Raw genomic sequence first — 15,288 nt, forward strand, 5'->3', positions numbered from 1 at the left:
GGAATTTTTCCATGCCCCGGATTTAGTATACAACCATAAATTTGAGGTGAAGAATAATGAAAGAAATTATAAAGAAAATAAATAACTTTAGAGATGATAGAAATTGGAGACAATTTCATAATGAGAAAGATTTAGCGATATCTATTTCTTTAGAATCTAGTGAATTATTAGAATTATTTCAATGGAAATCATCTGAGGAAACTGTATCAGAAAAATTACCACAAATTAAAGAGGAATTGGCAGATGTTTTTATTTATGCTTTTATGCTCGCAGATAATTTAAATCTTGATGTAGAAAAGATTATAGCTGATAAGATAGTTGTTAATTCTAAAAAATATCCAATTAAAGAAAGTTTTGGAACGAATAAAAAGTATACGGAATTAAAAGGGGAATAACTATAAAATTTTGTTCTATACAAAGCTTTAATTCTTAATAAATTCAAAATATGATAGGTAAGTAGTTTTATAAATATAATTAATTATGCTAAAAAGAAGAGGTTTGATATACATTATATTTTTTTGTATACCAAACCTCTTTGTTTTATTGTATTATTTAGTTACAGGAACTTCAAAAGTAGCTTTTTGCATTTTTTTAGTATTATGATCGAATTGCTCGAAATAAACTTTAATTTTATCACTTTCCATACTTAAACCGTAGCCCACGGTAGATTCTGAAATTGCACCAACTGGAGTAGGTTCTGGATATTTTGAAGATCTAACTGGATAAATTTCAGAAACTTTTTTTGCACTATCAACAACTGTTCTAGGTATTAAAAATAGGTCTTGGTATTCATCTTTATATCCTAAATTTTCATAAGTATATTTTATGATAACTACTTGTGCTACTTGTGCTTTGCTATATTTATTTCTGTCTGGAGTAGTTTTAACCTCAGTTATTTTCAGTTTCCATTGACCATCTACAATCCATTCTTCATTAAGTCCGTATACTTTATCTGTAGAGTTTTGATTTTTTGTAGTTGTAGTATTATTTTCTGTTGTAGTTTTATCTGCTGTTTTAGCTTTATCTTCTGTTTTAGCTTTATTTTCCGCTGCAGATCTACTTTGTCTAACTAGCTCACCTTTTATTAAAGAGCAGCCACTTAGAACTACTGAAGCGGATAGTAGACTTGTAAATAGTAATTTAGTTTTCATATTTTTCTTCTCCTAATCTATAAATGAGTAATTTTAACCAAATAAATTACATCTATACAAAAATTATATATTATAAGATATTGCTAGTCAATATATAGTGATTACGTTTTCTCTTAATTTATAAAATTAGAATAAATTTTAGAGATTTTTGAAAAATACCTTTACAAATTAAAGAAAAACTATTATACTATATATTATCCAATGAAAATAATGTTATTTTTTCTACAGATATTTCTTGATTTTCAAAAGAATTCTTTAGTAAAGCTAACAAAATTATAAATTTCAAAAAAAATAAAAAAAAATTAAAAAAGTTGTTGACAAACAATAATATCTATTATATAATTAATACATAAGTTAATAACAAATATTTATGCGGGTGTAGTTTAGTGGTAAAACCTCAGTCTTCCAAACTGATGTTGTGAGTTCGATTCTCATCACCCGCTCCATTTTTTTATTTAGAGATTTTTCCACAGTAGCTCAGTTGGTAGTAGCATCTGACTGTTAATCAGAGGGTCGCAGGTTCGAGTCCTGCCTGTGGAGTAAAGTACGGCTGTGTATGCAGCCGTATATTTTTTTGTTTGAAATCTCGCTAAATATTATTATCATAGGAAAAATTATGTTATAATAGTTCATGGTATATGAACTTTTATCGAGTTGAATTTTATATAGTTTAAAAGTTGAAGTTTAAGAAAAATAAAGAGAATTTTATAGGAGATTTTTATGTTTTTAGATGAGGTAAAAATATTCGTCCGATCAGGTGATGGTGGGAATGGATTAGTAGCATTTAGAAGAGAGAAATATGTTCCAAAAGGTGGACCAGCTGGAGGAGACGGTGGACGTGGAGCCAATGTCGTATTTATAGTTGATGAAGGGCTAAGAACTTTCATGGATTACCGTTATCAGAAGAAATTCGTAGCACCTAATGGTGAAAACGGGATGAGTAAAGGTATGCACGGTAGAAAATCTAAAGATTTATACTTAAAAGTACCACCAGGAACAGTAATTCGTGATACTGATACTGGAGAAGTATTAGCAGACTTAGTAGAACATGAGCAAGAAGTAGTAGTAGCTCGTGGAGGACGTGGCGGACGTGGAAACTGTCGTTTCGCAACACCTTCAAACCCAGCGCCAGAAATCGCTGAAAATGGTGAACCAGGAGAAGAAAGAAATCTTACATTAGAATTAAAACTTATGGCTGATGTAGGTCTTGTTGGATTCCCATCTGTTGGTAAATCAACATTATTATCAATAACATCAAAAGCAAAACCAAAAATTGCTGATTATCACTTTACAACATTAGCGCCAAATCTTGGAGTAGTAGAAACAAAAGACCACAGAAGTTTTGTTATGGCTGACCTTCCAGGATTAATCGAGGGAGCTAGCCAAGGTGTAGGTCTTGGACATCAGTTCTTACGTCACATTGAAAGAACAAAAGTTATTGTACACGTGGTAGATATGTCAGCAACAGACGGTCGTGATCCATATGAAGATTATAAAATTATAAATCAAGAGTTAGCAGAATACAACATGAGACTTTTAGAAAGACCTCAAGTAGTAGTAGCTAATAAGATGGATATTCCAGTAGCTAGTGACAATCTTAAAGAGTTTAAAAAACACTTAGAAAACGATGGTGAAGAAGTAGATATCGTTGAAATTTCTGCATTCACACGTAGTAATATCGATAACTTACTTTATAAAATAAGTGACATACTAGATAACACAGATCCAAATATGTTATATGAACTTGATACTGAAGAAGAAAGTATGGAAAACAGAGTTCTTTATAAACATAAACCTAAGGATGAAACATTCAAGATTACTCGTGATGATACAGGAGCTTATGTAGTAAGTGGACCTGGTATCGAACGTGCATTCTTAATGACTGATTTCAACCGTGATGCTTCTGTTAGACGTTTTGCTCAGCAAATGCGTTCTATGGGTGTAGATGATGCTTTACGTGAAAGAGGATGTAAAAATGGTGATACTGTTAAGATCCTTAAAGGTGAGTTTGAATTCGTAGAGTAGGAGATAGCCACTGTGGATAAAGAAAAAGTTTATTATATAATTAGAGAAGATGTATTGCCAGAAGCTGTAAAGAAGACATTAGCGATGAAAAAAGCTTTAGAGGAAGACTCTAAATTATCAATTTTAGAAGCTTCTAAAAGGTTTGATTTAAGTAGAAGTGCATTTTATAAATATAAGGATACAATTTTTCCGATTCAAGATGTGAAAAGACAATCAATTCTATCATTGTCTATCGATGTTGATGATATTCCTGGAATATTAGGTAAAATTTTATCGGTTGTTAATGAAGCTAAGTGCAGTGTACTTACTATCCACCAAACGGTGCCGATTAATGCAAAAGCTACGATAATTATTTCTTTAGAGCTAAGTTCGGGTGATATAAATATTGAAAAATTAAATAAACGAATTAAAGATCTTGAGTTTGTTAATTCAATTAAAGTAATTGGTTTAAGCATGTAAAGATAGTTTAATAAATATTAAATGTAGGAGAACAGAGTAGGGAAGTCAGTTTCCTATATCTGTTCTTCTTTTTATTTTAGAAAGGTGAATTATGCAGAAAAATGATATATTCGAAGGAAAGGTTATAGATTACACTCACGATGGACTTGGTGTAGTTAAAATTGATAATTTTCCGATTTTTATTGAAGATGTTATAGAAGGTGAAGTAATCGAATTTAAGATAATTAAATTAAAGAAAAATCTTGGTTACGGAAAAGTTCTTAATATTATTGAAAGTTCAAAAAATAGAGTTGACGGTATTCCAAAAACTTCAGGAGCAAATTTAGTTCATATGAACTATGAAGAGCAATTGAAGTTTAAGAAGAAAAAAGTACAAAACGTTATGGATAAAGCTCTTGGAAAAGATGCTATTGAAGTATTAGATACACTAGGTATGGAAGACGGATATCATTATCGTAACAAATCTGTGATTCCAGTGCAAAAAGTTAATGGCGAAGTTAAGATGGGGTACTATAAACCACGAAGCCATGATGTTGTTAATATAGAGAAATGTTTTATTCAATATGATGAACACAATGTATTAATGAACAAGTTACGTAGTCTAATTTCAGAACTTAACTTATCTGTTTATGATGAAAATAACCACTCAGGTGCAATTAGACATATTATGTTCAGAACAAATACCCTAAAAAGTGAAATCATGGTTGGTATTGTCGCGAAAGAGAAGTTTAATAAATTAGATAAATTCGTTGAGAAAATATCTAAATTAGATGATAGAATCGTTAGTATTATGTTAAATATTAACGATAAGAAGACAAATGTAATCTTTGGAGACAAAACTGAAAAATTATTCGGACAAGATTATATAACTGACACTCTAGATGGAATAGAGTTCAAGATTTCACTTCGTTCATTTTATCAAGTAAATCCAGTTCAAACAGAAGTATTATACAGTAAAGCGTTAGAACTTGCTGAATTAAAAGAAACTGATACGATAATCGATGCTTACTGTGGTATTGGAACAATAAGTCTATTCGCAGCGAAGAAAGTTAAGAAAGTATACGGTATTGAAATAGTAGAAGCGGCTGTTTTAGATGCTCGCGAAAATGCTAAAAATAATAATATAACTAATGCAGAGTTTTTACTAGGTAAAAGTGAAGATGTAATTAAAAAATTAATCTCACAAGATGTGAAATTAGATGCAGTTATCGTTGATCCACCACGTAAAGGGTGTGAAGAAAGCTTCTTAAGAGATTTAGCTTCAATGGGAATAGAAAAGATAGTATATGTTAGTTGTAATCCAGCAACATTAGCTAGAGATATGGAAATTATGAGAGGTCTAGGTTATAAACTAGGTGCAGTGCAACCTGTAGATATGTTCCCAGGGACATATCATGTTGAATGTGTAAGTTTGTTAGTGAAATGTGGATAATCGTTCAAAAATCAGAAGGATTAGAGATGTATATGTTGGAATTATATAAAAATCCTTCTTATAAAGATCTAGTCGCATTTGGTTCCTTAAAAGAAGGAAAAGAATTTGCATCCAAAATAACTGGATATACTCTAGAAAATGAAGATGATTTTGTTTAAGGTAATAAAGTAGAGATAACGAAAATTTATATGAAAGGTTTAGAGTAAACATGAGTCTATTATTTGAAGAATTTAAAACCATTTGTTTCCATTTAAATCGAGTTGGAATTACACCGACATTGATGGGATCTTTGGGATTGGAGTTTAGAACGAAAGAAAATTGGGGGCCGTCTGACATTGACATTCATGTGCCTGGTGACCCTAGAGGTTGGGAAGTACCTGATCATCTTAGAATTTATGACTGGGACAAGATAATGAAAGTGATGAAAGACTTAGGCTACGTCTTAATAGATATTCATGAGCATGAATTCAAAAAGGATCGAGTGAGTGTTGAATATGGAAGTATCGATTCCTTACCTGATTTTGCAGGAGTTTCGGAATCGGATATAGAGCTTATTCACATTGAAGGCATCACTTTTCGTCTTCCAAGTCTAGAGCAGTATCTAAGTATTTACAAAGCTTCTTCTCAAGACTCCTATCGAAATGATCACAATAACAATAAGGATTTTAAAAAGATCGAGTGGCTGGAAAGACATTTGTAAATTATCATATGAAGAGTAGTAAGTTGAAAGACTGGCTGCTATGTTATTTTTATTATCATTTTTATTGGTTATTTAATTTATACTATATTGGCTAGTAATAGAATTAGTAAAGAAAAAGATTTTAAATTTTAGATAAGCTTATCCATGATTGAAAGTAACGATTTGTTAATTAGATGATTAATGTTAGAGAATTTTTAATTGTAATTTTAATTGGAGTTATGGATGTCGTTTCTTTTGGAAGTGCTGATAATCTTTCCGTTCCACAGTATCATTTTACAATGATTTTTATTGCCTTTTGTTTATTAGTATAAAAGTAGAATATTACAACATGTTGAAGTGGCAACACTGCTTGTACGAGCTTAGACATTAACAAAGTAGAAGTGAATGCTCCGTTCATGTGATAGTATTCGTAGAATGAGGAGAGAAAGCTTTGATATGAAAAGAAAGTTTGAACCTCTGAGCGTGTTATATTGATATCAAGGATTAGGAACTAATAGCTGTTTAAACCAAGCAATATCGAAATTTCTGGACAATTGAACTAATTTGTTAAAGGGGAGGATAAACGCTATTCGATAACTTATTCAAAGGAAAAAAGGCTAAAAAGTGTGAGAGTTGAGTTGTTGAATTAGATATTGTTGTTATTCCGAGATGGAGAATTAGAGGATATAACCGTGTGTATGATAAGTTTTGTATCATAGATATAGACTATATAATGAACGTATCATATAATTGGACATCAACAGCTAATGACAGTGAGGAGATTTTAGCTACTGCACTTAATCATGAACTTGTAGCAAAGTTTGCAAAGAGTTTATGAAATTATATAATGGGATTTATTTTAAACAATGACAAATTAGTGTTGTGGGGGGACAATAATGCTGGAAAAAACACTAGAAACTTCATCAGGAGTGATTCATTATTGGATAAATGAAATTAATAAACAATCAAGAATCGCTCTTATATTTTTGCCAGGACTTACTGCTGATCATAGATTGTTTGACAAACAGATAGAATATTTTAAGGAAAAGTTCAGAGTATTGGTTTGGGATGCACCTGGACATGCTTCATCATATCCTTTTGACCTTGATTTTGATTTGTTTGATGAAGCAAAATGGTTGTATGAAATATTAATAAAAGAAGGAATTGATCAACCAATCTTAATTGGACAATCAATGGGAGGTTATCTAGGCCAGATTTATGCAGAACTATTTTCTGAAAAACTAAATGGTATTGTTACTATTGATTCAGCTCCTCTTCAAAGGCAGTATTATACCGTAATAGAATTATGGTTATTAAAAAAAGTAGAAGTAATATATAGAATTTATCCATGGGAAACACTTTTGAGACTGGGACCGAAAGGCGTATCAACAACTGAATACGGAAGAAAATTAATGTTGGATATGATGATGGTTTATGATGGGAACAAAAAAAGATATTCTCATCTAGTAGGGCATGGATATAAAATCTTGGCAAAAGCAGTAGAAAAAAATCTGACTTATGAAATAAAATGTCCACATATGGTGATATGCGGTAAAGAAGATCGAGCAGGTTCCTGTATCCGATATTTGAAATTATATGAGAAAAAATCTGGAAAGCCTGTTGAGTGGATTGATAATGCTGGTCATAATTCGAACACTGATAGACCACATGTTGTAAATAAATTGATTCATGAATTTGTGAAAAAGTGCGACATATAAATACTAGGTTGTCGAGGTAATACCGTTTAACGATAACCTTATTCTATCGTTAAACGGTTTATAGACATGTTTCCATCTATCAAGTAAATCCAGTTAAAACAGAAGTATTATATAGTAAAGCGTTGGAACTTGCAGAATTAAAAGAAACTGATACGATAATCGATGCTTACTGTGGTATTGGAACAATAAGTCTATTCGCAGCGAAGAAAGTTAAGAAAGTATACAGTATTGAAATAGTAGAAGCGGCTGTTTTAGATGCTTGCGAAAATGCTAAAAATAATAATATAACTAATGCAGAGTTTTTACTAGGTAAGAGTGAGGATGTAATTAAAAAATTAATCTCACAAGATGTGAAATTAGATGCAATTATTGTGGATCCACCACATAAAGGATGTGAGGAAAGTTTCCTATGTGATCTTGCAGCTATGAATATAGAAATAATAGTCTATGTTAGTTGTAATCCAGCAACATTAGCTAGAGATATGGAAATTATGAGCGGTCTAGGTTATAAACTAGGTTCAGTGCAACCTGTAGATATGTTCCCAGGGACGTACCATGTTGAGTGTGTAGTATTGATGTCAAGAGTTGCACCCGCTAAGTAAATAAAATATAGAAAATAAAGGCTTATTCTAGGCTATCGTTAAAAGGTATCGATAGCTTAGAGTAAGCCTTATTATTTGAGAGAAAATAAGGTTGAGCGGGAACATATCCATAGCCTAGAGTTGACACTAGAGAATGGATAATAAGAAAAAATGCACCCACTGGCACCCAGCTATAAATTTGACAATTGTAAAATAGCCTAATTAACATTATAATATAACTAAGAAACAAGTATACTAATCCTCTGCATATAGGGACGTGTACCTGGTGCCATAAAGATTGGATTATATTGGGATATTCCTGCAGACGCTGAAAAACCAAACGATAAAAGAACTAAGAGTGGTAAATATATAAAGAGAGGTGATATTAATGGATAGAAGTGCTTTCATTAAGACTCTGATAGAAGTATTGAAATATGATAGAAAATACAGAACAATTGAATCAAGAGACCAACTGTTGAGGTTAATAGGCAGAGCAAGAGTAAATTTTGTTCCACAATATGAATTTGCAAATCATGGGCGTTCCTATCAACATTGGGAGATTGTGGAATTACGAGTTCCGGTTCCTTTGTTAGAAATCGCAGAAGAAAATGAGAAGATTCTAGAAGAGTTAGTAGAGTATGTATATGAGGAATCTGATGATTATGCTTTATATCACGTTGAAATACGTCCACAGGTAATTGATACACCAGACGAAGTAACAGAGCATAATGTAGTTTTTGATGCAATTCAAGATGAAGTGATTCAGGGAATTAGAGATGCTAAATTTATAATTTGGGCAGCTGTTGCATGGTTTTCTAATGAAGCTATTTATCAAGAGTTATTAGCGAAAAAGAAGCAAGGATTAAATGTAAGAATAATAGTTTCGCAGGAAGACTCGAATAAAAATATGATTTCAAAATTGAAAGAAAATAAGTTCGATGTTGTGGTCATTCCGAGATGGGGAAATAGAGGGTATAACCGTATGCATGATAAATTTTGTATCATAGATATGGACTATGTAATGCACGGATCATATAATTGGACACCAACTGCTAATAAAAATGTAGAAACCTTAGCAACTGCACTTGATCATGAACTTGTAGCAAAGTTTGCTAAAGAGTTTATGGAATTATATAATGGAATTTATTTTTAAACAAAGACAAATTTGAATTTAAGGAGGACAAAATGATTTTAGAAACGGAAAGATTGATTCTTCGTCCATGGGAAGAAAGTGATGCAAATGATTTATTTCAGTATGCCAGTAATCCAGAGGTTGGTCCGATTGCAGGTTGGCCTGTACATACCAGTGTTGAAAATAGCAAGGAGATTATAAAAAGTGTTTTTTCAGCACCTGAGACATACGCCATAGTTTTAAAAGAAACGATGCAGCCAGTGGGTAGCATAGGATTGATGATCGGCTCTGTAAGTGGTAAAGGTATTCCTGATACTGAGGCGGAGATTGGTTACTGGATAGGAGTTCCGTATTGGGGTCAGGGTCTGATACCAGAAGCAGTTCGTGAGATTATGAGACATGGATTTGATGACCTGAATCTGGAGAAAATGTGGTGCGGTTATTTTGACGGCAATACAAAGTCAAAGAGAGTTCAGGAAAAATGTGGTTTCCGTTATCATCATACAAAAGAAAACGTTCTATGTGCATTTGAAGGTATTCTTCGCACAGAACACATAACCTGTCTATCAAAGGGAGAGTGGCTGTCGACTAAGTAAATCCCAGTTTGTCTAGGTAATACCTTTTAACGATAACCCTACTTATCGTTAAAAGGTTTATAGATATGTTCCCACATACGAACGCAACTACTTGACATACTTAGTGTTCACTCGTTCCATGTTGAAGCAGTTGTTTTAATGACAAGTGTGTAGACCGAAGCCATTAATTATGAATGCTTTATGAGATAGTTATCGCAGAGCGGTAGTGATGAGGTAATAGTGAACCGCTGAATATGAGACGTTGCTTGTGAAAGGTGATTAATAGAAGAAAATTACAAAAGAAAATAATATAGTATTTTGTAGAAAGGGGATTAATTGTGCCAAGACCAACGACAAAAAATGATTTAATGATAGTTGCTAAGGAAAGTTATGAAAAGTTAAACTTACTTATTTCAAATATGACGAGTGAGGAATTAAATACACCTTTTGATTTTTCAAAAGATAAAAAGAAAAAAGAAGCTCATTGGAGAAGAGATAAAAACTTAAGAGATATCTTAATTCATCTCTATGAATGGCATAAACTTGTTTTGAATTGGGTACATTTCAATCAAAAGGGAGAAGAGAAATCATTTATTCCTGAACCATATAACTGGAGAACTTATGGTGATATGAATGTAGAATTTTGGAAAAAGCATCAGAATACGTCTCTGGAAGATGCGACAAAAGCTTTACAAAAATCTCATAAAGATGTTTTGAAACTAGCCGAAAACTTTACAAATGAAGAATTATTTTCAAAAAAAGTTTATAAATGGGTTGGTGGGAGTACATTGGGATCTTATTTTGTCAGTGCTACTTCTAGTCATTATGATTGGGCTATAAAAAAAATAAAGGCCCATCAAAAAAATTGCAAGTAAGCCATAAATGGAAAAAATACAAGGGAGAAAAGGGAAATTAACGTAAACTTTCTTTTTGATTGCTAATCTAACGGCAAAAAAGTAGATTTTGTTCTCTACTTTGATGAGAATCTTTCTTTTGGATTTGTCGACACGAGCATTATTTCGATAGATTAATAACATAAATATTATACCTATATTGCATTGACTCAAAAAATTAGATAGGAGATATCTAACTTTTTGGGTCATCGTTTTTTAACTTAGCATATTTATAATACCTTACAATATTATATAATTAAATATCATGTGAGATTATATAATCAAATTTAATCTCAAAAAATATAATAATATGAAAATGATAAAATAAGAATATATAGTTTTGACAAAATAGGGGATGTAAGGCAGGAGTCTTGTTCTATATTTTTATGATTTATGAATTCCAAGTAATATAGTATAATAATAGAATAAAGAAAGTTTATTAAAGCTGAAAAGTGATATATACATGAAATTTTGGAGGTGAGTGTGTGGTAGAAAATAGGCCTAGTTTTAAAGATTTAAAATCATTTGAGGAATTTAACAAGTACTATTGGTATCGAGAAGAACTTTCGCAAATATGTAAGTCTCTTGGACTAGAGTATAGATGTACAAAGAAAGAATTAAACTATATTATTGAACAATATTTCAAGGGGAATAGAATAGAAAAATCTACAAGGAAAGTAAATAAAAAACATGCCGAAGTAATATCTTTAAATACGCCATTGCTAGAATGTGGATTTTCCTTTAACCAAAAATTTAGAGATTATTTTTCAGCTGTAACAGGAGTTAGCCCGTTTAAATTTAATGCTGATATGGCAACGGCTTGGAGAAAAGTAAAAAGTGATAACGATAAAGAATTTACAATTCAAGATATGATAAAAATATATTATGGAGAATCAGATTATGCAAAGTATGATAATTCTGCTTGTCAGTGGAATCAATTTCTGAAAGATTTTTGCGCAGATGAAGCTAGCAATAATTATTCCAATAAGTTAAAAGTTGCAGCTATTCTTTGGAAAGAAGTTAGAAATTCAAAGAGTGAAAAAATTTATTCAAAAGAACTTTTGAATGAATATAGATACAAAATAGAGGAGTACCGTAAATAAAAATATATCTGACACTTTTTAACGATAGCTCACATCTAAAAAATTATGAGGGGATTATAAGATGAACGATTATATAAAATTAAATGAAGATAGATGGAATAATGTAAAAAATGCCTATACTGAGCCATTGACACATGAAGAATTAGAAGAAGCTAGAAATAATCCAATTTCTGTTGCATTAACTGTTGGGAAAAAAGTTCCAAAAGAATGGTTTGAAAAAGCAAACGGAAAAAAGATATTAGGTTTAGCTTGTGGTGGTGGTCAGCAAGGCCCAGTTTTTGCTATAAAAGGTTATGATGTAACCATAATGGATTTTTCTAAATCGCAATTGCAAAGAGATGAGATGGTTGCTAAAAGAGAAGACTTAAAAATCAACACAGTTCAAGGTGATATGACAAAACCATTTCCATTTGAAAATGAAACTTTTGATATTGTTTTTAATCCGGTTTCAAATGTATATATCGAAGATTTAGAAAACATGTATAAAGAAGCCTCTCGAGTATTGAAAAAAGGTGGATTGCTAATGGTTGGATTTATGAATCCTTGGATATACATGTACGATGCTGATATTGTATGGGATAAACCTGATGAGGAATTACTTCTAAAGTTTTCAATACCGTTTAATTCAAAAGAACTTGAAAAAGAAGGTAAGATAACTATAAATCCAGAATATGGCTATGAATTTAGTCATACCTTAGAAACGCAGATTAGAGGACAACTAAAAAACGGTCTTGCTATGATAGATTTTTATGAATCGTGTGACAAAAGACATAGATTATCACGTTATGGAAATGATTATATAGCTACACTTTGTATTAAACTGTAAAAAGTTATAGAACGTACTTCAGAAGAATAGTCCGTTTAAATTTAATGCTGATATGACAATGACTTGGAGAAAAGTAAAAATGGATAACGGTAAAGAATTTATGATCTAAGATATGATAAAAATATATTATGGAGAGTCAGATTACACCAAGTATGATAATTTGATTTACCAAGGGAAAATATTAAAAACTAAAGTTAAGTATAATGTAAGATAAAAGATAGGTGATATTAAATGGTTAAGTATAGTGATGAGGATATTAGAAAATTAAATAAGATAACATTAAAAATAGCGGGAGATTATTTGGGAATAAGTTCTCAGGCAGTCGCCTTAGGGTTAAGAAATAATCTTCTTCCTATAGGCTTTGCTATTCATAATGAAGAAAAAGATAGACGTTTTACAGAAAGTTGGTCTTATCATATTATTGCTGAAAGAATGATTTCTTATAACAATGGGAAATTATCTGAAATACGTGTTGAGAATATAGAAAAGAGTTTGGATAAAATTATTGATGAATTCAATAGCTTAAAACAAGAACTACTTTTTATATTAAGCGAAAATACAGAAGTGAAGAATTAGAAGTTTTTGAATATGCATTTTCGCTAGGAAAATATAAAGATAAGGATATAAAGTATAAAGGTAAAGGTAAAGGTGATTTATATGAAGATGATAAAAACATTTTTTAGAGAAGAACTCTACGAAGAAATTTGGGAAATAAGTGCTAAGCAGGTTTCATTAAAATATGATTTAAACTACTCTGATTTACTAAATAAGTGTAGAGAAGCTGATATTCCAATTCCTAAGAGTGGTTATTGGTACAGGAAAAAAACTGGGCAAGATTTAACTGATTTTATAATTCCCCTACCTAAAAATAAAATTAGTGAAGTTCATATTTATAGAAAGAGCTTAAAAAATAGTAAGTTAAAAAATACCTTGAAAAAAGAAGAAACACCTAAAGAAAATTCTATAGATATTTTTACAATAGATGTTGATAGTATTAGAAATTCATTGTCATTTTTAGAAATAACTAAGGTTGATCGTATTATTGAAGTAATTTCAGAGCAAACTCATCATTCAAATAAAAGACTTCATAAAACTGTAGCGAATTTAAGAGATAGTATAGAAGAATGGAATAAAAGAGAAAAGGCAGCAACATATCCGTATTTTGATTCTAGGCATAGGTTTAATAATCTGGAGAAACCAAGGTTTGTAAAAGATATTCCTTTAAGTTCACTTCCTCGCTTATATTGTTTTTTAAATACACTTGTCACTATTATTGAAAAACTTGGAGATAATGTCACAAAAGATTGGGATATTAAAATTAATAAAGATATTGTTAGTTTTGAGATTATAGAATTGACAGATAAAGTAAATCATGAACTAACTAAAGAAGAAGCAAAAAAACTCGCTGAATACAATGATAGTAAGAGATATGACACATATGCCAGTAAACCTAGAATAAGAAAGTATGATTATATTCCTAATGGTAAATTTCGTTTTAAAATAATGAATGGGAAATATATTAAAGATACTCAGCAGTTTACGATTGAGCAATCAATACCAGAAATTATCATTATGATTTACCAGGAATATTATAAAATTAAAAACTTGAGGATTGAACGAGAAGAAGCCGCACGTCGTTATGCAGAAGAGATGGAAATCAAAAGAAAATTACAAGAGAGGATTGATGAAGAGAAAAAACGAACTTTATCTCTGCTTAATATGTTAGATGATTTTCAAAAAGCAAATGATTTGAGGGTAATGGCTAATCGATTAGAAGAGGTTGGTAAACTTAGTGATGATGAAATTAACTGGATTAGAGCTAAAGCCGATTGGATTGATCCTATAGTATCATCAACTGATGAATTACTAGGAGATAGGAATCATCGTGATTCTAAAGAACAAAAAGAGAGATATCTAAGCGAGAAAAAATATTATTGGTAAATTTATTGATTGTGTATTCGAGTGATGAAAAGATAATAAGAAACTTGACATTATTAGTTTAGTGGATTATAATGAGGTTACATACCGTTGGTATGATAGGAAGGAGATATTATGGCAAGGAATAGAAATCCACATGAAACTAGAAAAAAAATACTAGAGGTTTCTAAAGATTTATTTTTAAAAAAGGGATTTGATAATACCTCAATACAAGATATAATAAATGGATTAGGTGGATTGACGAAAGGTGTTATTTATCATCATTTTGAATCGAAACAGGAGATATTACAATCAATTATTAAAGAAAATAATCAAGAAATTCTAAATTATAATTGGAGGGGAGATACTGGGTTAGAAAAAATACAAAATTCTTTGATGGATGCTTTCTCTAATTTTGAACAACAAAGGCTTGTATATTCAGCTTCGATAAAGTTAAGAAGTCCACGTTTGTTAGGAGAACAGTATTTAAGTTTATTTTCTGATTTTTTACCAGAAATTAGAGAAAGAGTTTACGAAGGTGTTAAAGATGAATCAATTAAAACAGAATATCCAGAAGAACTGGCTGATTTGATTGTTTTAACTTTGAATATTTGGATTGGATTCCAAATTTCTGTTTATTCAGTAGAGGAACTGAAGAGAAAAATGAAATTCATTAAACTTTCTTTTGATGGACTAGGAGTGCACTTGATTTCTGATGAAATGATGGAGGTAATTTTCCAATTATTTGACCACTTAAAAGGTGTTAAATAGATAGTCTTATTATATTCTTGTTAGTA

General features: G+C 30.9%; 16 protein-coding genes, 2 tRNA genes and 1 pseudogene. 18 read left to right on the plus strand and 1 reads right to left on the minus strand.

Annotated features, from left to right (window positions below; all coding sequences use genetic code 11):
* Positions 1-56: 56 nt before the first annotated feature.
* Positions 57-395: a MazG-like family protein gene (locus tag O3884_RS00690; protein ID WP_371451113.1), complete on the plus strand. Its 339-nt coding sequence runs from the start codon at positions 57-59 to the stop codon at positions 393-395.
* A gap of 153 nt (positions 396-548) precedes the next feature.
* Here O3884_RS00690 and O3884_RS00695 read toward each other — a convergent pair whose 3' ends face one another.
* Positions 549-1,151 (minus strand): cell wall-binding protein, encoded by a 603-nt coding sequence (locus O3884_RS00695; protein ID WP_371451114.1) that lies wholly within the window; start codon positions 1,149-1,151, stop codon positions 549-551.
* Positions 1,152-1,523: 372 nt separating this feature from the next.
* Here O3884_RS00695 and O3884_RS00700 point away from each other — a divergent pair.
* The 17 genes and pseudogenes from O3884_RS00700 to O3884_RS00780 all read left to right on the plus strand — a co-directional run bounded on the left by O3884_RS00700 (position 1,524) and on the right by O3884_RS00780 (position 15,262).
* Positions 1,524-1,597, plus strand: a tRNA-Gly gene (locus O3884_RS00700).
* Between the two features lie 20 nt (positions 1,598-1,617).
* Positions 1,618-1,691 (plus strand) — tRNA-Asn (locus O3884_RS00705).
* A 180-nt stretch (positions 1,692-1,871) separates the two neighbouring features.
* A complete protein-coding gene (obgE, locus tag O3884_RS00710; RefSeq protein WP_294683152.1) occupies positions 1,872-3,176 on the plus strand; it encodes a GTPase ObgE in 1,305 nt (434 codons plus the stop codon).
* Between the two features lie 12 nt (positions 3,177-3,188).
* Entirely contained in the window at positions 3,189-3,635 is a 447-nt protein-coding gene (locus tag O3884_RS00715) for an ACT domain-containing protein (protein WP_314160314.1), read from the plus strand.
* Positions 3,636-3,726: 91 nt separating this feature from the next.
* Positions 3,727-5,067, plus strand: a complete 1,341-nt coding sequence (gene rlmD / locus O3884_RS00720) for a 23S rRNA (uracil(1939)-C(5))-methyltransferase RlmD (RefSeq protein WP_371451115.1) — start codon at positions 3,727-3,729, stop codon at positions 5,065-5,067.
* Entirely contained in the window at positions 5,037-5,225 is a 189-nt protein-coding gene (locus tag O3884_RS00725; RefSeq protein ID WP_371451116.1) for a hypothetical protein, read from the plus strand. The genes rlmD (O3884_RS00720) and O3884_RS00725 overlap by 31 nt, the downstream gene beginning before the upstream one ends.
* 50 nt (positions 5,226-5,275) lie before the next feature.
* Entirely contained in the window at positions 5,276-5,767 is a 492-nt protein-coding gene (locus tag O3884_RS00730; protein WP_371451117.1) for a phosphoribosylanthranilate isomerase, read from the plus strand.
* 875 nt (positions 5,768-6,642) lie between these two features.
* Positions 6,643-7,464, plus strand: a complete 822-nt coding sequence (locus O3884_RS00735; RefSeq protein WP_371451118.1) for an alpha/beta fold hydrolase — start codon at positions 6,643-6,645, stop codon at positions 7,462-7,464.
* 71 nt (positions 7,465-7,535) lie between these two features.
* Positions 7,536-8,066 (plus strand): annotated as a pseudogene (gene rlmD, locus O3884_RS00740) (23S rRNA (uracil(1939)-C(5))-methyltransferase RlmD); the annotation flags it as partial.
* 367 nt (positions 8,067-8,433) lie between these two features.
* Positions 8,434-9,198 carry a phospholipase D-like domain-containing protein gene (locus O3884_RS00745; protein ID WP_371451119.1) on the plus strand — a complete coding sequence of 255 codons (765 nt, stop codon included), beginning with the start codon at positions 8,434-8,436 and terminating at the stop codon, positions 9,196-9,198.
* Positions 9,199-9,230: 32 nt separating this feature from the next.
* Positions 9,231-9,773, plus strand: a complete 543-nt coding sequence (locus tag O3884_RS00750; protein WP_371451120.1) for a GNAT family N-acetyltransferase — start codon at positions 9,231-9,233, stop codon at positions 9,771-9,773.
* A 317-nt stretch (positions 9,774-10,090) separates the two neighbouring features.
* On the plus strand, positions 10,091-10,627 hold the full coding sequence (locus tag O3884_RS00755; protein WP_371451121.1) for a ClbS/DfsB family four-helix bundle protein: 537 nt from the start codon (positions 10,091-10,093) through the stop codon (positions 10,625-10,627).
* 503 nt (positions 10,628-11,130) lie between these two features.
* Positions 11,131-11,748, plus strand: coding sequence for an SAP domain-containing protein (locus O3884_RS00760; RefSeq protein ID WP_371451122.1), 618 nt, complete (start codon positions 11,131-11,133; stop codon positions 11,746-11,748).
* Positions 11,749-11,809: 61 nt separating this feature from the next.
* A complete protein-coding gene (locus O3884_RS00765; RefSeq protein ID WP_371451123.1) occupies positions 11,810-12,574 on the plus strand; it encodes a class I SAM-dependent methyltransferase in 765 nt (254 codons plus the stop codon).
* Between the two features lie 231 nt (positions 12,575-12,805).
* Positions 12,806-13,150 (plus strand): hypothetical protein, encoded by a 345-nt coding sequence (locus O3884_RS00770; RefSeq protein WP_371451124.1) that lies wholly within the window; start codon positions 12,806-12,808, stop codon positions 13,148-13,150.
* 81 nt (positions 13,151-13,231) lie between these two features.
* Positions 13,232-14,515, plus strand: coding sequence for a cellulose synthase (locus tag O3884_RS00775; protein WP_371451125.1), 1,284 nt, complete (start codon positions 13,232-13,234; stop codon positions 14,513-14,515).
* Positions 14,516-14,626: 111 nt separating this feature from the next.
* A complete protein-coding gene (locus O3884_RS00780) occupies positions 14,627-15,262 on the plus strand; it encodes a TetR/AcrR family transcriptional regulator (RefSeq protein WP_371451126.1) in 636 nt (211 codons plus the stop codon).
* Positions 15,263-15,288: the final 26 nt, after the last annotated feature.

This window comes from Gemella sp. 20925_1_85, from assembly GCF_041433735.1.
Lineage (GTDB): Bacteria > Bacillota > Bacilli > Staphylococcales > Gemellaceae > Gemella.